Genomic DNA, 21,405 nt, shown 5'->3' on the forward strand with positions numbered 1-21,405 from the left:
AGTTGAATTTTGCCGCCTCAACGCCCATCATTCCCGAGCGGCATAAGCCGTAGAACTTACAGGTGAAATTGGGCGTATGGAATGGATCGCTGATCCAACAATTTGGGCCGGCCTGGCCACGTTGGTCGTGCTGGAAATCGTGCTGGGTATAGACAACCTTGTCTTCATCGCCATTCTTGCGGACAAACTACCAAAACAACAAAGAGATAAGGCCCGTGTCGTCGGTCTGTTGCTGGCGCTGGTCATGCGTCTGGCGCTGCTCGCCTCCATCTCGTGGCTGGCGACGCTGACCAAACCGATGTTCATCGTCGCGGAGCACCCCTTCAGCGGTCGCGATCTGATCATGCTGGTCGGCGGGATATTCCTGCTGTTCAAAGCCACCATGGAGCTTAATGAGCGGCTGGAAGGCAAGGATGAAGAGCAGCACGGCGCGCGCAAAGGCGCACGTTTCTGGCTGGTGGTGGCGCAGATCGTGGTGCTGGACGCCGTTTTCTCGCTCGACTCGGTGATCACCGCCGTTGGGATGGTCGATCACCTGGCGGTGATGATGATCGCGGTCTGTATCGCCATCGGCCTGATGCTGCTGGCCAGCAAGCCGCTGACGCGCTTCGTCAACGCTCACCCGACTATCGTTATTCTATGCCTGAGCTTCCTGCTGATGATCGGTTTCAGCCTGGTGGCGGAGGGCTTCGGCTATCACATTCCGAAAGGTTACCTCTACGCGGCGATCGGCTTCTCGGTGATGATCGAGGCATTGAACCAGCTGGCGCAGTTCAACCGCCGTCGTTTCCTGTCAAAGGTGCGGCCACTGCGCGAGCGCACCGCCGAGGCGGTACTGCGCATGCTGAGTGGTAAACATGAAGAAGCGGAGGTCGACAGCCATTCCGCCAACCTGCTGGCGGACAGCGACAGCGAAAACGGCGAGATCTTCAACCAGCAAGAGCGGCGCATGATCGAACGCGTGTTGGGCATGGCGCAGCGCACCGTCAGCAGCATCATGACCTCGCGTCACGACGTCGAATACCTTGAGCTGAACGATCCGCAGGAAAAGCTGACGCAGTTGCTGGAGCGTAATCAGCACACGCGCATCGTGGTGGTAGAAAGCAGCGCCAGCGATGAGCCGCTGGGCGTGATCCACACCATCGACGTCCTCAAACAGCAGCTGGCGCAGGCGCCGCTGGATCTACGTGCGCTGATACGCCAACCGTTGATCTTCCCGGAACAGCTCACGCTGTTAAGCGCCCTGGAACAATTCCGCCAGGCGCAGACGCACTTTGCCTTTGTGGTCGATGAGTTCGGCTCCGTCGAAGGCGTCGTCACCCTGACGGACGTGATGGAAACCATCGCCGGCAACCTGCCGGAGGCCGGCGAAGAGGTGGACGCACGCCACGACATTCAGCAAAACGAGGACGGCAGCTGGATCGCCAACGGCTATATGCCGCTGGAAGATCTGGTGTTGTACTTGCCGATGCCGCTGGAAGAAAAGCGCGAATACCACACGCTGGCGGGGCTATTGATGGAACACAGCCAGCGCGTGCCGCAAGAAGGCGAACAAATCAGGATCGGTGACTACCTGTTCGAGCCGTTGGAGGTCAGCAGCCACCGCATCCTTAAAGTGAAGATCACCCCGCCTCTCCCAGCGGAGGACTACGAGGTTTAACATTGAGGCCGGGCATTGCCCGGCCTTTGTGTTACTGGGGAACCAGCAGCTCCGTCGCCACGATCACCACCACCAGCCCGACAATCACCGGCACCGAAGTGCGTTTCACCACGTCGAACGGCGAGATTTTCGCCATGCCGGAGACCGCCACCACCACACCGGAGACCGGCGACAGCGTGCGGCCGAGATTAGACGCCTGCAGCATCGGGATCACCAGGTAGGCCGGATTCACGCCCATCTGCGCCGCCAGTTTCGGGATCAGTTCGACAAACGCATAGAACGGCGCATTGCCGGAGCCGGTGGTCATGGCCGCCAGCATGGTAATCACCACCAACACCAGCATCATGATCAAACCGCCGGTGCCGAACGACTGCGCCAACCCGATCAATCCGCTGATAAAGCCGACGGTGCTCAACCCCTGCGCGAAGACGCCCGCGGCCACCAACAGCATCACCACGCTGGCGAATGCGTCCGCCATGCCGCGATACGCCACTTCCAGGCCGCTGAATACCTGTTTGGCGCTGAAGCTGCGCACGAACTCGATCGCGGCCGCCAACAGTATGCACCCTACCAGCACGGTAATGATGTGCAGCTCCGGCCCCCATTTGCCGTCGAAGATCAGCACGCCGAGGATCGGCGTAAACGGCAATATCGCGTAGAACCCCGGCGCATGCGTTTTGATTTCGCTGACGTCCACGATGTGATGCTGTTCATCACTCTTCCTGTCGAGATAACGCTGCCAGAAAAAGTGCGCCACGGCCATGCAGACGATGGCGGCAATCGAGATAGGCAGCGTGGTTTTGAACGCGAAGTCCACCAACGGCATCTCCGCCGCCTTGGCTGCCAGCACCACGTCGCCGGAGGTCGGCGCCAGGATAATCGCCGCCGGCGAAGCGCAAATGGCCGCCGCCGCCCCGCGGCTGATGCCAACGTTCACCATCAATGGGAACAGCGTCGCCATCAGCAATACGCCGAGACCAGTGGCGGAAGAGACCGCCAATGACATCAGGCAAGCGACAAAATAGGCAGCCACCATCAGCAGATAAGGCGAGTTGATCATCTGCAACGGGCGCGAGGCCAGCTTGACAACCACGTCGTTGGCGCCGATATGCGTCATGTAGGCGGCAAAACCACACAGCATCATGATCATCATGCCCAGATCGCCGCCGCGGCTCATCAGCAAGATCTTGACGTATTCGATAATATCGGTCGCGCGCCAGCCGGTAGACGCGGCGCCGGACGGCAACAGCGTTTTCCCCATCAGGGCGCTGATACCGAGCAGCAGTAACCCGCCCACCATCAAGACGCCGGTGGCGGAATATCCTTTGATGATGTAACGACCTACACAGGCAGCAACGATAATCCCAATAGCGAGCTCAGTCATAAATAATCCCAAAGAAAATAGACAAATAATAGACTAAGGAAACGCCACGACTTAATCGTGATGCAAATCAAACAAAATAGGAAATATCGCAATAAATTGATACCCCCTTGAATGACAGAACAATCCTAATAATAAATTTCCTTCATTTTCATAGATAACAATGCCATAACATTTGGAAAAGACATTTAACAACTTAATGTTTACAAGCTTTTATCAGATGCTATTATCGTTAACATCCTTCATCTTACATTATGTTTCATGGGTGGACATATGAACAGAAGAGATCTGGTAAAAACTATCATAGCGGGCACCTCAGGTATTTTAGTAGCGAAGTCCTATGCGGCAGAGACCGTAAAAAGCATCGAATCCAACAGTACGGAACAAGACTTATCTTCAAGTAACAATTTATCTGTTCTCTCGTCAAAATTATCCGGCTATGATGGTGCTAAATATATAGGTCGTTGCCCAGATATTGATACATTAAGAAAAATAACCCCCCAATTTCCTGGGCAAAAAATTGATGTCGTTAGCTTTTACTCCACTAATGATATCAAATCAACAGGTGGAGGAGAGTTTTACTCAGCTCGTTCAAAAGATCTAAAGGAAAAAAATGGAATTGTTATTAGAGTAGATGAAATCTGGTGCTGGATAAGAGTTGATTCCGTATCAACAAATATTTGGCCAATTGAATGGCTAGGTGTCAGGATTGGTTCACCTCAGTACGGCGAGGACAATTCAAATATACTCCAAGAATCCATGGTAAATAACTATCGAGTTGAGCTGATTTTTCCAAGTGGAGTCACTTATCTTAAACCAGGCATATTACGGATACCGGGTAATTGGGCCGGAGTACTGAGAGGGAGCAACACAAGAAACTGTATAATATCACCAAGCGAGGATCCGAAAAATCCCGATGTGATACTTTTAGAATATAATCATGAGAAGATCTTCAGTTGGGGCTTGAGGATAGAAAATATTTCTTTCGATGGAAATAACTATACGTTGAGTGCACTACGCATTAGTAACGTCGGATATATTTACACCAACAATCTACAGATCTACTCTTTTCATGGTTGCAATCTTTGGCTAGATAAAGTACAAGATTCCGTTTTTGAAGCAACCAATATACAAGACGGTGGATACTCTACCGGTGATGTTAGCGACAATTCACAAACGACGCATCCGGCATTATTACTAACAAGCACCATCAAAAATGATGCGTGTAACATGATAAGATTCAACAACTGTCAAATAGAGAACAATAAGTGCAGCCCTTATGTTCGCATTAAAAGTGGAATTGGGCTCATGTTCACCCAAACACATGCCGAGGTTAGAGATCAAAATCAATGGGCAAAGAGAGACTTTTTAGAAGTTGATAATGCAGATGTACAAATAATTGAACATGCTGGTTCTCGCTTCAGAAACGCTGTATTAATTAAAGGCTACGGCGCAACCACGATAAGCGGGGGGCGTGCATTAGGTGGTGATATTAAGACTCTGGCTGAGGGGAAAAGAGGAAATATTTCTTTATCCAATTGCCGCGTAGGGAACATAATAATTTCGGCTTACTATGGAAATCATCAGTTCTCAAACGTCTACGCAGCTGATGTCATATTAAATAAAACGGCAGGTTCTATAAGATGGTTTGGCGGCTCGATAGGTCAACTGTCTGTAAATGGCTCTGTCAATCCATCCCTAGGAGTTCATTTTGATGGAGTTATCGTATCTAAAGACATATATTTTAATGACAAACTCAATGACAGAAAATTATCTCATTCATTTATAAATAGTACTGTACTGGGAAATGTGATTTTTAACTGCATTAATGGCGTTTATTACGCTAACAATGTTGCAGGGAAAGAGTTAATTGGGGCCGAACAGAAAATTTCAATCCCAAGTAATGTGCGAACAATTTACAGTAATGCAGTGCCAACATCAGGTAGTTACAATCAAGGAGATAGAGTCATAAATACCCTCCCCATAGCTGGTAGTTGGGACGGTTGGAGATGCGTAGAATCAGGTTCTCCGGGTGTATGGAAGGGGTACGGTAAAATATCTGATTAATTACAGTTAATTGCCCCTACAGGAATGATAGTACTTCTCCCATAGGGGCTAATATCACAGCTTGTCGAGCAGCTTCTTCAGATCCTGGCCTTCGCGCGAATCCTTGTTCTTTTCAGCCCATTTGTTCAGCGCATCTTTAGCCCGATCCTGCAGCGTTTTGCGCAGCACCTGATCGACCTGCAGTTGGTAATTCAGCCGTTGCCACGGCCCGTAAACCCGCAGCGGGATCGGCGTTTTTTGCAGTTGCTCGATCAGTTCGCCGCGCCCTTGCCAGCCGCCTGTAACACGCACGTTAAGCGCCATATCGCACTGTTTTCCCGGCATATCGATACTGCCGGCGCCGGTCAACGCCAGCAAAGGCGAATCCGCCGTCAGGCTGCTGAGCTTGACAGTGCCCTGGCTCAGGCTGGCCCGCGCCGAGACGCTTTTGACTTCGGTATAGCGCTGATAGCTGTCTTGCCCGCGCACGCTGTTATCGTTGCGCGCCACCGCCTGTTGGATCAATTGCTGAATGTTCAGGCCGTGCAACTGCGCATCCTGCATTGCCAACTGCGCCGTACCGCGCCAACGGTGCTCAAATGACTGTGAAGAAAGGCGATCGCCGGTCAAATCTCCTTTCATGCTGAATTTGCCGGTCAGCATCTGCGGCATGTCGAAGGCTTTGAGCACCGTGCCGAGCTCAACCTGGTTCAGGGTCGGCTGCACGTTTATCACCGGTTTATTGCCGCGAGCGTCGAGCGATCCCGGCAAGGAGAAATCGCCGCCGGCCAATTGCCCGGCAAGTTTATGCAGCGTCAGCAGGCCGCGTTGATTATCCGCCGCGACGGCTAACTGGGTAACGTTCATACCGCGGTAGGTCAACTGCGCCGCCTGCAGATTCAGCTGTGCATTGAAATCGCGCAGCGCTTCCAGGTTCTGCTGCCGATCGTCAACCTGGCTGGCGATCACCGGCGCGGCGGTCACGGCGGGCTGCTCGGCGGTATTGATGCTGGATTGCCAACCGGAAAGCGCGTCGAGATCGAGATTAGCCGAACTCAGGTTCACCACATAGCCGGGCACCGCCCCCAGGCTGGCGCTGATATCGCCGGTCAACTGGCTGTTATTGGCACTGACGTTCAGCTGGCTGACGGCAATCTGCGCCGGCGTCTGCTGATAGACCACCTGAGCATTGCCCTCGCCTTGAATACCGCCGTTCGGAATATCTGCCCCCGCCAATTGGTAATTGAACTGGGTCACCTTGGCGCCGATCTGGTGCGGGAACTGCTGCAGATCGATATCGGCCGCCATGCTGAAGGCCAGGTCGCGCTGATCGCGGTTGACCCGACTGGAGATGTCCAGCCGCGCCTGCCGTTTCTCCGTTTGCTGCAGGGTAAGATTGATGTCCCGGACATTGATTTGCTCGTTGTCGGCGCGCTGCCAAATCAACAGGCTGTCCACGACGCGCAGGTTATCGATATCGAATTTCCAGGCCGCGTCTGCCGCATCAGCGCCGCTGCCGGCCGGCGCAATCGGGGCGTCCACTTGCGAGTGCTCTTCACTGTCGGGGGTGAGGCGAATGACGGCGTTTTTCAACATCACCTGTTTCACAAACAGCTGATGCGACAGCAGCGGCAACAGTTTGACGTCAAGGCGCATGTTTTCCGCGCTCACCACCGGCGCCTTGGCGCCCGGCGCGGTCAGCGTCATGCGCCCGGCCAAAATGCTGAGCTGCGGCCAGATATGCCAACGCAGGTCGCCTTCGAGCGTCAGCTGGTAGCCGCTCTTCTGCTCGACCTTTTTGACCATGTAACCGCGAAAATCATTCGGATTGACCAGCAGTACCAGCGCGGACATCCCCGCCACCACGACCACCAGTAAAATCGCCAATGTCGTCAGTAATCTTCTCATGCCACCCTCTTGTCAGCGCCACACCGACGGTGCATCCCGCGCCGTTAGTCCTTGTCGATTCGACTGGCTACTGCGCCCTGCTGATCGCGATATTTTGCGTCCTGCCGGCTGTTGTATGGCCGGGCCGCGGGGCCGGACAACGGCTCAAAGCTCAAGGCGCCAATCAGCATCCCCGGCCGCAGCGCCAGCGGCAGCTTGCCGGAGTTGTAAAACTCCAGCACGATGCGCCCGTGCCAGCCCGGATCGATACGGTGCGCGGTCACGTGCACCATCAGCCCCAGACGCGCCAGAGAAGAACGGCCGTCGAGCCAGCCCACGAGATCGTTCGGCAGCGTCACGGATTCGAAGGTCACCGCCAGGGCCAGTTCACCGGGATGAAGGAAGAACGCCTCGCCTTCCGGCAGGACAATCTCGTCGCTCATCACGCGATCCAGCGCGGCGCTGACTTCATCTTTCGGCCCGCTAAGATCGATAAAAGGCGCGGTATGGCCGCGGAACACGCGGAACTGATTGCCCAAACGGACATCTACTGTGGCCCCGTTGATGCGTTCGAGCGGCGGGCGCGGGGAAATCACCAGTTTCTCGCTATCCAGCCAGGCTTCTATATCGCGGTCGCACAGTCTCATGTCTTTCTTCTCCATCAAAACGCGTAACTAAACAAAAATTGCCACACAACGGGCGAAAGGTCTACGCCGGGGTGCAAATAGTTGGCCGCCGGCCGGAAATGCGCATTTCCGGCCATGTAAGCGGCATTATTCAAAGAATTGGCTGATTTTGGCTTTCAGAATATCGATCGCGATGCGGTTTTTGCCGCCGCGCGGGACAATGATATCGGCGTATTGTTTGGAAGGTTCGATAAACTGCAGGAACATCGGGCGCACGGTTTTCTGGTATTGCGCCATCACCGAATCCATCGAGCGGCCGCGCTCATTGACGTCGCGCTTCATGCGGCGCATCAGGCAAATATCGAGCGGCGTGTCGACAAAGATCGAGAAGTTCATCTCCTGGCGCAGGCGGATATCCGTCAGCAGCAAGATGCCTTCCAGAATGATCACTTTTTTAGGTTCGAGATGGACGGTTTCTTTCTTGCGCGTATGCTCGGTGTAGCTGTACAGCGGCAGCTCGATCGCCTTGCCGGCTTTCAGCATTTGCAGATGCTGGAACAGCAGGTTGTGATCCATGGCGCTCGGGTGGTCATAGTTGGTTTTGACCCGTTCTTCCATGGTCAGGTGAGTCTGGTCTTTATAGTAACTGTCTTCTGGAATAACGCCGATGTGCTCATCGCCGACCTGCTCGCGGAGTTCGCGGTACAACGTGCTGGCGATAAGGCTTTTTCCGGAGGCAGATGCGCCAGCTATACCAATAATGACGCACTGATGCGGATTGTCAGTCATAAAATTAAAGACCTGATTTCGTAATGTGAAGGGGGGAACTAAAACGCGACAATTATAGGGAGTCGCCGGGGATTGCGCCACTGTATATTGCGCGGCGGCGGGCGAATTCGGGCTGCCACGCCACGGGCACGCGGCATTTTAAGAATCTCGCGGCTAGGGCAACGCGCCGTAACGGGTTACACTCCTCGGCGCTGACTTTTGCTCCCCGCCCCCCTTTCATCGGAGATTGATGTGCTGGATTGGTATTTTCTGACTTTTTTCGGCGACAGCATGCTGCTGCTGCCCTGCGCGCTGATTCTGTTTTTATTGCTGCTCATGTCTCCCGCCACCCGCGCGGCGGGTTGGCAGTGGGCGCTGATCTTCGGATTCACCGGCGGGGTGGTCTGCCTGTCCAAACTGGCCTTTATGGGCTGGGGCATCGGCAGCGAGCGCTATGATTTCATCGGATTCAGCGGCCATTCAGCCCTCGCGGCCAGCATCTGGCCGCCACTGCTCTGGACGTTGACCGGCCGCTTTTCCCACCCGATACGCAGCATCGCTTTGCTGACCGGATGGATATTGCCTTTCGCCATCGGCGTGTCGCGGCTGGAAATTCGCGTGCATTCGGTATCAGAGGTGATCAGCGGGCTGATTTTAGGCTACCTGGCCAGCGCACTGTTCCTGCGGTTGCAACGGAACAAAGCGCGCCCGCATCTCTCCTGGCCGCACTTCGCCATCGCGCTGGCCTTGCCCTTGGCGCTGATGGGGCAGCGGCAGCCGGCCCCCACCCAGGGATTGCTGGAGCATATCGCCAAAACGCTGGCGCAGATCGAACGCCCTTATACCCGGGCAGATTTGCACAACCCCACCCGCATCCCATAAAAAAACCCGGCGCTTGAGCCGGGTTCTTGCAGTGCGATAGGCAGATTACAGCGCGCGGAACGCGATCTCTGTCGGGATCGCCTCGCCCTGCCAATACATTTGCGCGGCCACGCGGCCGGCCAGTTGACGATACCTCTCGGCGAATTCGCTGTCCGGGCGGCTGATCACCGTCGGCGTACCGCGATCCAGGTCTTCGCGCAGCGAGATATGCAGCGGCATCTGCCCCAGCAGACGGCTGTGGTATTTCTGCACCAGCTTCTCGGCGCCGCCGGTGCCGAAGATCGGCTCATGGTGGCCGCAGTTGCTGCAGATATGCACGCTCATGTTCTCCACGATGCCCAGCACCGGCACATGCACTTTCTCGAACATCACGATGCCCTTGGCGGCATCCAGCAAGGCGATATCCTGCGGCGTGGTGACCACCAGCGCGCCGGTTACCGGAATGTTCTGCGACAGCGTCAGCTGGATGTCGCCGGTGCCCGGCGGCATGTCCAGCACCAGATAATCCAGATCCGGCCACAGCGTATCCTGCAGCAGCTGCATCAGCGCCTTGCTGGCCATCGGGCCGCGCCACACCATGGCGTTGTCGTCGGTCACCAGATAGCCGATGGAGTTGGTCGCCAGGCCGTGCGCCATGATTGGCGCCATGTGCTGACCGTCCGGCGAAGTCGGCCGCTCATGTTCGGTGCCCAGCATGTTGGGGATCGACGGGCCGTAAATGTCGGCGTCCAGAATGCCGACCTTTGCACCCTCGGCGGCCAGCGCCAGCGCCAGGTTGACGGCGGTGCTGGATTTGCCCACCCCACCTTTGCCGGAGCTGACGGCGACGATGTTGCGCACGCCTTTGATGCCGGCCTGGCCGTTGGCGCGTTTCAGCGTCGTGATGTCGTGTTTCAGCTTCCAGTCGATGGCGGAAGCGCCGGTCACGCGCAGCAATTCGGGGCCGACGCTCGCCTGCAGCGCCTCAAAACCGCTCTGCCAGGCAAACGGCATCGTCAGTTCGATATGCAGCACATCGTCCAGCAACGCGCAGTGATGAATGGCCTTCAATGCGGTCAGGTTGTTTTTCAACGTCGGGTGTTCAAAGGCGGCCAGTACACCGGTCACCAGGGCGCGCAGAACTTCGGGGTTGGTCTGCTCAGGGGATTTTGCGTTCATCCCGGCTCCTTGATTTTGAATGGGTAGCTTCCGGCTAAGCATATCAGAACTGCGCTGCCGCTGACGCATATAACCTGCAAGAAACCGCCCTAGCAGCGAAGGGCGCGATCGGTTAACATCGAAGGCCCTTTTATTCATTACAGAAAGCAAGTTCTCACTATGGCTCAAGTCGCGAAAAAATTATTGGTGACGTGCGCGCTACCGTACGCAAATGGTTCCATCCATCTCGGCCACATGCTCGAGCACATCCAGGCGGATATCTGGGTGCGTTACCAACGAATGCGCGGCCACGAAGTGCATTTCATCTGCGCGGACGACGCGCACGGCACGCCGATCATGCTGAAAGCGCAGCAGCTGGGCGTGAAACCGGAAGAAATGATCGCGGAGATGAGCCAGGAGCACCAACAGGATTTCGCCGGCTTTGGCATCAGCTATGACAACTACCATTCGACCCATAGCGATGAAAACCGCGAGCTGTCCACCCTGATTTACAGCCGCCTGAAAGAAAACGGTTTTATCAAGAACCGCACCATTTCTCAGCTGTACGATCCGGAGAAAGGCATGTTCCTGCCGGACCGTTTCGTGAAAGGCACCTGCCCGAAATGCAAATCGCCGGATCAGTACGGCGACAACTGTGAAGTGTGCGGCGCCACCTACAGCCCGACGGAGCTGATCGATCCGAAGTCCGTGGTTTCCGGCGCGACGCCGGTGATGCGCGATTCCGAGCACTTCTTCTTCGACCTGCCGGCCTTCAGCGAAATGCTGCAGGCGTGGACGCGCTCCGGCGCGCTGCAAGAGCAGGTGGCGAACAAAATGCAGGAGTGGTTCGAATCCGGCCTGCAGCAGTGGGACATCTCCCGCGATGCGCCTTACTTCGGCTTCGAGATCCCGGATGCGCCGGGCAAATACTTCTACGTCTGGCTGGACGCGCCTATCGGCTACATGGGCTCCTTCAAGAACCTGTGCAACAAGCGCGGCGATCTGGACTTCGACGAGTTCTGGCGCAAAGACTCCACCACCGAGCTGTATCACTTTATCGGCAAGGACATCGTCTACTTCCACAGCCTGTTCTGGCCGGCAATGCTGGAAGGCAGCAACTTCCGCAAACCGACCAACCTGTTCGTGCACGGCTACGTGACGGTGAACGGCGCCAAAATGTCCAAATCGCGCGGCACCTTCATCAAGGCCGGCACCTACCTGCAGCATCTGGACGCCGACTGCCTGCGCTATTACTACGCCGCCAAGCTCTCTTCACGCATTGATGACATCGATCTCAATCTGGAAGACTTCGTGCAGCGCGTAAACGCCGATATCGTCAACAAGGTGGTGAACCTGGCGTCGCGCAACGCCGGCTTTATCAACAAGCGCTTCGGCGGCAAGCTGGCCGACAGCCTGGCCGATCCGGCGCTGTACCAGACCTTCGTTGACGCGGCGCAGAGCATTGCCGAAGCTTACGCCGGCCGCGAGTTCAGCCGCGCGATCCGCGAAATCATGGCGCTGGCCGATCTGGCCAACCGCTACGTGGATGAGCAGGCACCTTGGGTGGTGGCGAAGGAAGAAGGCCGCGACGCCGATCTGCAGGCCATCTGCTCGATGGGCATCAACCTGTTCCGCGTGCTGATGACTTACCTGAAGCCGGTGCTGCCTTCGCTGACCGAGCGCGCCGAAGCGTTCCTCAACGCCGAGCTCAGCTGGGACGCAATCCCGCAGCCGCTGCTGGGCCATCAGGTGAACGCATTCAAAGCGCTGTTCAACCGCATCGATCTGGACAAGGTCAGCGAGATGGTCAACGCCTCGAAGGAAGACATGGCCGCCGCCAAGCCGGTGACCGGCCCATTGGCCGATGATCCTATTCAGGAAACCATCACCTTCGACGACTTCGCCAAGGTGGACATGCGCATCGCCCTGATCAAGAGCGCCGACTTTGTCGAAGGCTCTGACAAACTGCTGAAACTGCAGCTGGATCTGGGCGGCGAATCGCGCCAGATCTTCTCCGGCATTCGCTCCGCTTACCCGGATCCGAAAGCGCTGGAAGGCCGCCTGACCATCATGGTCGCCAACCTGGCGCCGCGCAAAATGCGCTTCGGCGTTTCGGAAGGCATGGTGATGGCGGCAGGCCCCGGCGGGAAAGAGATCTTCCTGCTGAGCCCGGACAGCGGCGCGCAGCCCGGCATGCAGGTCAAGTAACCGCGCCGGCGCGTTACATCAAGGGTCGAGCTTGCTCGGCCCTTTTTTAATGCCTCAAACCCAACGTTATAAACAGTAAGAAAAAGTCATAACCGCTCTGATTCCCTCGCCCGCCGCATCCCGCTATGATGCTCAGCAACAACAAATAGACGTCCAGACAGAAAGACTGCTATAACAGACCTTCACCGGGATCGTTAACCCGCTTTTTTGGAGCCTATAATAATGAAAAACCTCAAGACTTCGCTGCTCGCCCTCAGCCTGCTGGCCGCCCTGCCGCTTCAGGCGGCGGAAACCGCCGCCGTGCCGGCCGCCATCGCTCAGCATCAGGGGCCGGTGCGCATCGCGGTGATCCGCAATCTCGGCTCCGACGACAACACCACACAATTCTTGGCGGGCGCCATTCAGGAAGGGCGCAAGCTTGGCTTCAAGGTGGACACTTTCCTCAGCAACGGCGACGACGCGCGCTTCCAGGACTTCGTCAACCAAGCTATCAGCCAGAAATATGACGGCATCATTCTCTCGCAGGGGCGGGCCCCCTATTCCACCGAGCTGGTCAAACGCATCACGGCGGCCGGCATCGCCGTCGCGGCTTTCGATACCGACGTCAGCGGCAGCGTTCCCGGCGTCACCGTCTCACAGCAGGACGACGCTTCACTGGCCAACGCCTCCTTCGGCCAGCTGGTGAAGGATTTCAACGGCCAGGCCAACATCATCAAACTCTGGGTGGCCGGCTTCCCGCCGATGGAACGCCGCCAGGCCGCCTATCAGCAGCTGCTGAAACAGCATCCGGGCATTCACGAGCTGGAATCGATCGGCGCGGTCTCCTCCGACGTGCAGGGCGATACCGCCAACAAGGTGGGCGCGGTGCTGGCGAAATACCCGAAAGGCAAGATTGACGCCATCTGGGGCACCTGGGATGCCTTCACCCAGGGCGCTTACAAGGCGCTGAAAGAGAACGGCCGCACCGAAATCAAGCTGTACAGCATCGATATCTCCAACCAGGACTTGCAGCTGATGCGCGAGGCCGGCAGCCCGTGGCAGGTCAGCGTGGCGGTGGATCCGAAGCTTATCGGCGCAGTCAACCTGCGCCTGGTGGCCAACAAGATCGCCGGGGAAAGCACGCCGGACAGCTATCAGTTCAAAGCGACGGTCATTCCGCAAGCGCTGCTGCTGGCGCAGCCGGGGCCGGTCAACGTCGCCGGGCTGGCGAAGATTATCCCCGGCTGGGGCAGCAGCAGCGATTTCGTCCAGCCGTGGTTCGCCACGCTGCAGGCCGAACACGGTAAATAGTGCTGTTTTTGACGAGGCTGGCGACGCAGCCTCTGTTTTTAACCTAATTATCGGCTTTCCCCTTCCGTCCTCGCCAAAATACGCTATGTTATCTGCATCGCCCATAACTGTATGCATAAACAGGCTTCGAATGAAGGGATTCCCCTCGCTGATCAACGTACTGCTGGCCAGTTCGCTGGTGTTGACCATCGGCCGCGGCGTGACGCTGCCGTTCATCACCATCTACCTCACCGAGCATTTCCATCTGCTGCCGAAGAGCGTGGGCGTGATTTTAGGCGTCAGCCTGACCCTCGGCATCCTTGCCAGCCTGTACGGCGGCTATCTGGTGGACAAATTCAGCAAAAACCGCCTGATCCTGCTGTCGATTGTCTTGTTTGCGCTGAGCTTCTTCGCCATTCCCTGGATCCCGCGCCCCGGCGGCGTCATCGTGGTGCTGGCGATCCTGCATACCTGCTATTCGGTGCTGAGCATCACCATCAAGGCCTGCTTCGCCGACTGGCTGCCGGTCGAGCAGCGCATCAAGGCTTTCTCCATCAACTATACGTTGGTCAACGTCGGCTGGGCGATCGGCTCTGCGCTCGGCGTGCTGGTGGCCGGGCTTAGCCCGCTGCTGCCGTTTTATCTGTCGGGCGGGTTGGCGCTGGCGACGGTGGCGGCGCTGAGCCTGCGCTTGCGCGGCCGGGAACAGCGCCCGGCGCCAACCGCCGCCGCACCGGCGGCGCTCCCCAACTTCCGCCAGACGGTGACTATCCTGCGCAGCGATCGGCGGCTTATCTACTTCACTCTCGGCAGCACCCTGGGCGCCGTGGTGTTCGGTCAGTTCACCGGCTATCTGTCGCAGTACCTGATCACCGTCTCCAGCGCCGAGTTCGCCTACAAGATCATCGGGCTGGTAATGATCGTCAACGCCGGCATCGTTATCGCCCTGCAATACTTGCTCAGCCGCGGCATGCGCCAGGAAAACATGCTGCGCTGGCTGGTGCTGGGCACGCTGTTTTTCATCGTCGGGCTGCTCGGTTTCATGATGGCCGGCCAGGCGGTCTGGCTGTGGATGGTGGCGATGGCGGTGTTTACCCTCGGCGAAATCATCGTCATTCCGGTGGAATACATGTTCATCGACTTTATCGCGCCGCCGCATCTGAAAGGCAGCTACTATGGGGTACAGAACCTCAGCGCGCTGGGCGGCGCCATCAACCCGGTTCTGAGCGGTATGCTGCTCAGCTATGCCGCGCCGCCGTTGATGTTCGTGATGTTGATCGTTTGCGCGCTGCTTAGCCTGCTGTTTTTCTTCCTTGGCCATCGGCTGGCAGAACAGGCTGCGGCAACCGCCGAAGACGCGCGCTGAATCCGCGCGTAGCGGCCATTCCGGGCTGTCAACCCGCCGATCGGGCATGGCGCCCATAGCGAGAATTCATGGCGCGATCTGTGGCATGGCTCACAGTTTAATTGTATGATGAATGCATCGGTTAAACGGGAAAAGACAATGGCCAACGTGCTCACACTATGCTGGAAATACCTGAGGGCTCTGCTCCTCATCTACCTTTGTCTGTTCGTCGGCAACGCGCTGGCGGCGCTGCTGCCGTTCGCCATTCCCGGCAGCATCCTCGGCATGCTGCTGCTGTTCGCCCTGCTCTCTACCCAGATTATGCCGGCCAAATGGGTTAAACCCGGCTGCCATCTGCTGATCCGCTACATGGTGCTGCTGTTCGTGCCGATCGGCGTCGGGGTGATGAAATACTACGACCAGATCGTCGTGCATCTGGGCCCGCTGGTTATCTCTTGCCTGATCAGTACGCTGATGGTGCTGGTGGTGGTCGGCTATACCTCACATTATTTTCATCGCGAGCGCCGCATCGCCGGCAAACCCGACGACACGGAGGGTAACTCATGATCCATGAAATCTGGTGGTCGCTGCCGCTGACGCTGGCGGTCTATTTCGCCGCGCGCTGGCTGGCGCGCAAGCTGAATATGCCGCTGCTCAACCCGCTGCTGGTTTCCATGGCGGTGATCATCCCGCTGCTGCTGCTCACCGGCATCCCCTATGAGCGTTACTTCCTGGGCAGCAAAATCCTCAACGATCTGCTGCAGCCGGCGGTCGTCGCGCTGGCCTTCCCGCTGTATGAGCAGTTGCACCAGATCCGCGCGCGCTGGAAATCGATTATCGCGGTGTGCTTCATCGGCAGCCTGACCGCCATGATCAGCGGCGGCGCCATCGCCCTGTGGCTGGGCGCCACGCCGGAAATCGCCGCCTCTATCCTGCCGAAATCGGTCACTACGCCGATCGCCATGGCCGTCGCGGACTCGCTCGGCGGCATTCCGGCGATCAGCGCGGTCTGCGTCATTTTCGTCGGTATCCTCGGCGCCGTGTTCGGCCATACGCTGTTCAACCTGTTGAAAATCACCACCCACTCGGCGCGCGGCCTGGCGATGGGCACCGCGTCCCACGCGCTGGGCACCGCACGCTGCGCGGAGATGGACTACCAGGAAGGCGCTTTCGGCTCGCTGGCGCTGGTGATCTGCGGCATCATCACCTCGCTGCTGGCACCGTTCCTGTTCCCGGTGCTGCTGCACCTGTTCAGTTGAACAGGGTGAAACTTGCGATACATCTCGCATTTATGTATCTCATTGCACTAATTTCATCAATTAAGAGACATTAATCACACTTTAATGTCTCTGGCCTGCCTAGAATGTTATCCCGTTAACCTGTAGAGAGACTTTCTATGCATCCGCGTTTTCACACCGCGTTCAGCGCACTGCCCGCGACACTGCAATCCGCCCTGCAGCCCTATCTGGACGCGCCTGACTTTCCGGCGATGTTCACGGCCGAGCAAGCGGCAGCGATCCGCACAGGCTGCGGGCTGGACGATGATGCGCTGGCATTCGCGCTGCTGCCGCTGGCGGCGGCCTGCTCGTTAACCCCGATATCGCACTTCCACGTCGGCGCCATCGCGCGCGGGCAAAGCGGCAACCTCTATTTCGGCGCCAATATGGAATTCAGCGGCGCACCGCTGCAGCAAACCGTACATGCGGAACAGTGCGCAGTTACCCATGCCTGGCTGCGCGGCGAACCGGCGCTGGCCTCGGTCACCGTCAACTACACGCCGTGCGGCCATTGCCGCCAGTTTATGAATGAACTGAACAGCGGCGGCGAGCTGCAGATCCGTCTGCCGGGCCGCGCGCCGGCCACGCTGGCGGACTATCTGCCGGACGCCTTCGGCCCGAAAGATCTGGATGTCGCCTCGCTGCTGATGGACGAGGTCGATCATGGCCATCAGCTGGCGCTGAACGATGCGCTGGCACAGGCGGCGCTGGCGGCGGCCAACCGAAGCCACGCGCCGTACAGCAACGCCCACAGCGGCGTGGCGCTGGAAACGGCGGACGGCATCATCTACGCCGGCCGCTATGCGGAAAACGCCGCCTTCAACCCGAGCCTGCCGCCGCTGCAGGCCGCGCTGATCCTGCTGAACATCTCCGGCGGCGACTGCCTGAACATCCGCCGCGCCGTGCTGGCCGAACCGCAGGAGGCGATCATCAGCCAATGGGACGCCACCCGCGTCACCCTGGCGGCGCTGGGCTGCCAAAACGTCAGCCGCGCCGCGTTCTAAGCGCTCAACGGCGGAGCCATCCGGTTCCGCCGCTAACAGCCCCGCCCGCCAAATACAATGCCCCGACGCCGCCGGAGACACTTTCTTTAGTTAAAAAATCATTTGATTGTCGATAATTACGCCAACCTGGTTCATCATCTGGCAACAAATGCTGTACATCTGCTCTTTATCTCTTAGGATCGTCGGCAATAAAGTTATCTGATACGTGAAGAGTAAAACTGATGGAACTAGAATACGAAAGCAAACGCCCGCTCTACATCCCTTACGCCGGCCCGATTCTGCTGGAATTTCCGCTGCTGAATAAAGGCAGCGCTTTCACCGAGGAAGAACGTAGCCACTTCAACCTGCACGGCCTGCTGCCGGAAGCGGTGGAAACCATCGAAGAACAGGTGGAACGCGCCTACCGTCAGTATCAGGATTTCAAGAACGATAACGACAAGCACATCTACCTGCGCAACATCCAGGACACCAACGAAACCCTGTTCTACCGCCTGCTGGACTCGCACCTGAGCGAGATGATGCCGATCATCTACACCCCGACCGTCGGCGAGGCCTGCGAGCACTTCTCCGATATCTATCGCCGCGCGCGCGGGCTGTTCATCTCCTACCCGAACCGCGATCGCATCGATGACATGCTGCAAAACGCCACCAAGCAGAACGTCAAGGTGATCGTGGTCACCGACGGCGAGCGCATTCTCGGCCTGGGCGACCAGGGCATCGGCGGCATGGGCATTCCGATCGGCAAACTGTCGCTGTACACCGCCTGCGGCGGCATCAGTCCGGCCTACACCCTGCCGGTGGTGCTGGACGTCGGCACCAACAACCCACAGCGCCTCAACGATCCGCTGTACATGGGCTGGCGCCATCCGCGCATCTCCGGCGAGGAGTACCACGCCTTCGTCGAAGAGTTTATTCAGGCGGTCAAACGCCGCTGGCCGAACGTGCTGCTGCAGTTCGAAGACTTCGCGCAGAACAACGCCACCCCGCTGTTGAATCGCTACCGCGATGAGATCTGCTGCTTCAACGATGACATCCAGGGCACCGCCGCGGTGACCCTCGGCAGCCTGATCGCCGCCAGCCGCGCCGCCGGCAGCCAGCTGCGCGATCAGACCGTCACCTTCCTCGGCGCCGGTTCCGCCGGCTGCGGCATCGCCGAGCAGATCATCGCGCAGATGAAGTCCGAAGGGTTGAGCGAAGACGAAGCGCGCGCCCGCGTGTTCATGGTCGACCGCTTCGGCCTGCTGACCGACAAACTGCCGAACCTGCTCGACTTCCAGAGCAAGCTGGTGCAGAAGAGCGACAACCTGGCCGGCTGGGAAACCGCCAGCGACGCCATCTCGCTGCTGGACGTGGTGCGCAACGCCAAGCCGACCATTCTGATCGGCGTGTCCGGCCAGCCGGGGCTGTTTACCGAAGAGCTGATCCGCGAGATGCACAAGCACTGTGAACGCCCTATCGTGATGCCGCTGTCCAACCCGACCTCGCGCGTGGAAGCCCGTCCGGAAGACATCATCAACTGGACCGACGGCGCCGCCCTGGTGGCGACCGGCAGCCCGTTCGCGCCGGTGAGCTATAAAGATCAGCTGTACCCGATCGCCCAGTGCAACAACTCCTATATCTTCCCCGGGATCGGCCTCGGCGTGCTGGCCTCCGGCGCCACCCGCGTCACCGACGCCATGCTGATGGCCGCCAGCCGCGCGCTGGCGGACTGCTCGCCGCTGGCCACCGACGGCCACGGCGCGCTGCTGCCGAATATCGACGATATTCAGGGCGTGTCGAAGTGCATCGCCATGGAAGTGGGTAAAGCCGCGCAGCTGCAGGGCGTGGCGATCGTCACCTCCGAAGATGCGCTGTCGAAAGCCATCGAACACAACTTCTGGCGGCCGCAGTACCGCAGCTACAAGCGCACCTCGTTCTGAATGGCGCGCTGAAATGACCCAGCCCGGCTCCGCCGGGCTTTTTTGTGCGGCAAAAACGCCGAAAAATGCGGCGGCGCGCGTGCTTCAGGCGGTTCGCGTCTTGCGTAGGTCGGTCAGGTAAAGTAGCCTTGATCCATCTTTTTCAGCCCGGCGCGCGTAAGGCAACAACATGTGGAAACGCCTGATCATCAGCCTGTTCATCATCATTGCGGTGTTGATGGGTTCGGCTATTGCGCTCGATCGCTGGATCAGCTGGAAAACCGCGCCTTACGTCTACGACGAACTGCAGGCATTGCCGCACCGCCAGGTCGGCGTAGTGCTCGGCACCGCCAAGTATTACCGCACCGGGGTGATCAACCAGTACTACCGTTACCGCATTCAGGGGGCGATCAACGCCTATAACAGCGGCAAGGTGAAATACCTGCTGCTGAGCGGCGACAACGCCCAGCAAAGCTATAATGAGCCGATGACCATGCGCCGCGATCTGATCGCCGCCGGCGTGGCGCCGAGCGATATCGTGCTGGACTACGCCGGCTTCCGCACCCTGGACTCCATCGTACGCACCCGCAAGGTGTTCGACACCAACGATTTCATCATCATCACCCAGCGCTTCCACTGCGAGCGCGCGCTGTTCATCGCCCTGCACATGGGCATTCAGGCGCAGTGCTACGCGGTGCCGTCGCCGAAAGACATGATGACGGTGCGCGCCCGCGAGATCTTCGCCCGCCTGGGCGCACTGACCGATCTCTATATCCTCAAGCGCGAACCGCGCTTCCTCGGCCCGCTGATCCCGATCTCCGCCATGCACACCGTGCCGGAAGACGCCCAGGGCTATCCCGCCGTTTCGCCGGAACAGTTGGTGGAGCTGGAGCACAAGCTGAAAGAAGAGAAGCAAAAAGCCAAACAGCCCTGACGCGGCAAACGCCCAACAGAAAGGCCGGCATATTTTGCCGGCCTTGTCGTCTGTACTGCGGTAAATCTACTTCTTCTTGGCGTATTTCAACGAGTCCAGCGCCACGGCGAAGATGATGATGCTGCCCTTGATGATGTACTGCCAGTACGGGTTGATGCCGATATAGGTCAGGCCGTAGTTGATGACGGTAAAGATGATCACCCCGGTCACCACGCCCCACACCGTACCCACCCCGCCGGCGAAGGAGACGCCCCCCACCACGCAGGCGGCGATGGCGTCCAGCTCGTACATAAAGCCGAGGTTATTGGTGGCGCTGCCGATGCGCCCCGCTTCCAGCAGGCCGCCGAAGGCGTAGAACACGCCGGACAGCGCATAGATCATGATCAGGTTCAACGGCACGTTGACCCCGGACACCTTGGCCGCTTCCGGGTTGCCGCCGATGGCGAAAATGTTCTTGCCGAAGCGGGTCTTGGTCCACAGGATCCAGACGAATATGATGGCGATCAGCGCATAGAAGGTAATGTACGACAGCTTAAAGTCGCCGAAGCGCAAGAAGCCCTGGGCAAAGGTGGAGAACTTCGGATCGAAGCCCGCCACCGGCGAAGCGCCGACCGAGTCGTAATACAGCGAGTTGATGCCGTAGACGATGATCATGGTGCCCAGGGTGGTGATGAACGGCGTCACGTTGAGATAGGCGATAATCAGGCCGTTAACCAGGCCGATCACCGCGCCGACCGCACACACCAGCAGGATAACCAGGGGAATCGACCAGGTTTCCATGTGCGGGAACACCTTGTTGACGTTATCCATCGACTGCAGCAGCGTGGCCGCCACCACCGCCGCCAGCCCCACCTGCCGCCCAGCGGACAGGTCGGTGCCCTGGGTCACGATCAGCCCCGCCACGCCCAGCGCGATGATGATGCGCACCGAAGACTGCGTCAGGATGTTGCTCAGGTTCATCAGGCTGAGGAAGGTAGGATCCTGAATGATGATGATGGCCAACAGCACCAGCAACACCACGTAAATGCCGCCTTCCTTGAAATAGGTAAATAAGGTTTTTTTATTTAGCGCGTTCATAATTCC

At 58.1% G+C, this 21,405-nt stretch carries 17 protein-coding genes; 11 read left to right on the top strand and 6 right to left on the bottom strand.

The features are described from left to right. Positions 1 to 76: 76 nt before the first annotated feature. Positions 77 to 1,660, top strand: a complete 1,584-nt coding sequence (locus tag ACJ8HB_RS03475) for a TerC family protein (protein ID WP_047568497.1) — start codon at positions 77 to 79, stop codon at positions 1,658 to 1,660. Positions 1,661 to 1,691: 31 nt separating this feature from the next. Here the strand turns inward: ACJ8HB_RS03475 and dcuC are convergent, their stop codons facing one another. Next, entirely contained in the window at positions 1,692 to 3,044 is a 1,353-nt protein-coding gene (dcuC, locus tag ACJ8HB_RS03480) for an anaerobic C4-dicarboxylate transporter DcuC (RefSeq protein ID WP_047568499.1), read from the bottom strand. 270 nt (positions 3,045 to 3,314) lie between these two features. On the opposite strand from dcuC, the gene ACJ8HB_RS03485 reads away from it, so the two are divergent. Further along, positions 3,315 to 5,108: a hypothetical protein gene (locus tag ACJ8HB_RS03485; RefSeq protein ID WP_072021578.1), complete on the top strand. Its 1,794-nt coding sequence runs from the start codon at positions 3,315 to 3,317 to the stop codon at positions 5,106 to 5,108. 54 nt (positions 5,109 to 5,162) lie between these two features. Here the strand turns inward: ACJ8HB_RS03485 and asmA are convergent, their stop codons facing one another. The 3 genes from asmA to udk all read right to left on the bottom strand — a co-directional run bounded on the left by asmA (position 5,163) and on the right by udk (position 8,389). Then, positions 5,163 to 6,995, bottom strand: coding sequence for an outer membrane assembly protein AsmA (asmA, locus tag ACJ8HB_RS03490; RefSeq protein ID WP_047568501.1), 1,833 nt, complete (start codon positions 6,993 to 6,995; stop codon positions 5,163 to 5,165). Between the two features lie 44 nt (positions 6,996 to 7,039). Beyond that, positions 7,040 to 7,621: a dCTP deaminase gene (dcd, locus tag ACJ8HB_RS03495; protein WP_004938917.1), complete on the bottom strand. Its 582-nt coding sequence runs from the start codon at positions 7,619 to 7,621 to the stop codon at positions 7,040 to 7,042. A 126-nt stretch (positions 7,622 to 7,747) separates the two neighbouring features. Further along, positions 7,748 to 8,389 carry a uridine kinase gene (gene udk, locus ACJ8HB_RS03500; RefSeq protein ID WP_004938922.1) on the bottom strand — a complete coding sequence of 214 codons (642 nt, stop codon included), beginning with the start codon at positions 8,387 to 8,389 and terminating at the stop codon, positions 7,748 to 7,750. 231 nt (positions 8,390 to 8,620) lie between these two features. On the opposite strand from udk, the gene ACJ8HB_RS03505 reads away from it, so the two are divergent. Then, positions 8,621 to 9,250, top strand: a complete 630-nt coding sequence (locus ACJ8HB_RS03505; protein WP_047568504.1) for a phosphatase PAP2 family protein — start codon at positions 8,621 to 8,623, stop codon at positions 9,248 to 9,250. A gap of 45 nt (positions 9,251 to 9,295) precedes the next feature. Here ACJ8HB_RS03505 and apbC read toward each other — a convergent pair whose 3' ends face one another. Beyond that, positions 9,296 to 10,408 (bottom strand): iron-sulfur cluster carrier protein ApbC, encoded by a 1,113-nt coding sequence (gene apbC, locus ACJ8HB_RS03510; protein ID WP_033637733.1) that lies wholly within the window; start codon positions 10,406 to 10,408, stop codon positions 9,296 to 9,298. A gap of 159 nt (positions 10,409 to 10,567) precedes the next feature. Between apbC and metG the strand changes: the two genes are divergently transcribed. From metG to sanA, 8 genes are all read left to right on the top strand, one after another. Continuing rightward, positions 10,568 to 12,595 carry a methionine--tRNA ligase gene (gene metG, locus ACJ8HB_RS03515; protein WP_047568507.1) on the top strand — a complete coding sequence of 676 codons (2,028 nt, stop codon included), beginning with the start codon at positions 10,568 to 10,570 and terminating at the stop codon, positions 12,593 to 12,595. Positions 12,596 to 12,817: 222 nt separating this feature from the next. Then, positions 12,818 to 13,885 carry a sugar ABC transporter substrate-binding protein gene (locus tag ACJ8HB_RS03520; protein ID WP_047568509.1) on the top strand — a complete coding sequence of 356 codons (1,068 nt, stop codon included), beginning with the start codon at positions 12,818 to 12,820 and terminating at the stop codon, positions 13,883 to 13,885. Positions 13,886 to 14,015: 130 nt separating this feature from the next. Beyond that, positions 14,016 to 15,230: an MFS transporter gene (locus ACJ8HB_RS03525; RefSeq protein ID WP_033646776.1), complete on the top strand. Its 1,215-nt coding sequence runs from the start codon at positions 14,016 to 14,018 to the stop codon at positions 15,228 to 15,230. A gap of 138 nt (positions 15,231 to 15,368) precedes the next feature. Next, positions 15,369 to 15,776, top strand: coding sequence for a CidA/LrgA family protein (locus ACJ8HB_RS03530; protein WP_033646777.1), 408 nt, complete (start codon positions 15,369 to 15,371; stop codon positions 15,774 to 15,776). After that, positions 15,773 to 16,468 (top strand): CidB/LrgB family autolysis modulator, encoded by a 696-nt coding sequence (locus ACJ8HB_RS03535; RefSeq protein ID WP_033646779.1) that lies wholly within the window; start codon positions 15,773 to 15,775, stop codon positions 16,466 to 16,468. Before ACJ8HB_RS03530 ends, ACJ8HB_RS03535 begins: the two co-directional genes overlap by 4 nt. Before the next feature lie 137 nt (positions 16,469 to 16,605). Then, positions 16,606 to 17,490, top strand: coding sequence for a cytidine deaminase (cdd, locus tag ACJ8HB_RS03540; protein ID WP_047568513.1), 885 nt, complete (start codon positions 16,606 to 16,608; stop codon positions 17,488 to 17,490). A gap of 221 nt (positions 17,491 to 17,711) precedes the next feature. After that, entirely contained in the window at positions 17,712 to 19,409 is a 1,698-nt protein-coding gene (locus tag ACJ8HB_RS03545) for an NAD-dependent malic enzyme (protein WP_033637726.1), read from the top strand. 169 nt (positions 19,410 to 19,578) lie between these two features. Further along, entirely contained in the window at positions 19,579 to 20,322 is a 744-nt protein-coding gene (gene sanA / locus ACJ8HB_RS03550; protein WP_039566829.1) for an outer membrane permeability protein SanA, read from the top strand. A gap of 66 nt (positions 20,323 to 20,388) precedes the next feature. Here sanA and mglC read toward each other — a convergent pair whose 3' ends face one another. After that, positions 20,389 to 21,399: a galactose/methyl galactoside ABC transporter permease MglC gene (gene mglC / locus ACJ8HB_RS03555; protein WP_004938953.1), complete on the bottom strand. Its 1,011-nt coding sequence runs from the start codon at positions 21,397 to 21,399 to the stop codon at positions 20,389 to 20,391. Positions 21,400 to 21,405 lie beyond the last annotated feature (6 nt).

It is taken from the genome of Serratia sp. CY27727 (assembly GCF_052169275.1).
Lineage (GTDB): Bacteria > Pseudomonadota > Gammaproteobacteria > Enterobacterales > Enterobacteriaceae > Serratia > Serratia sarumanii.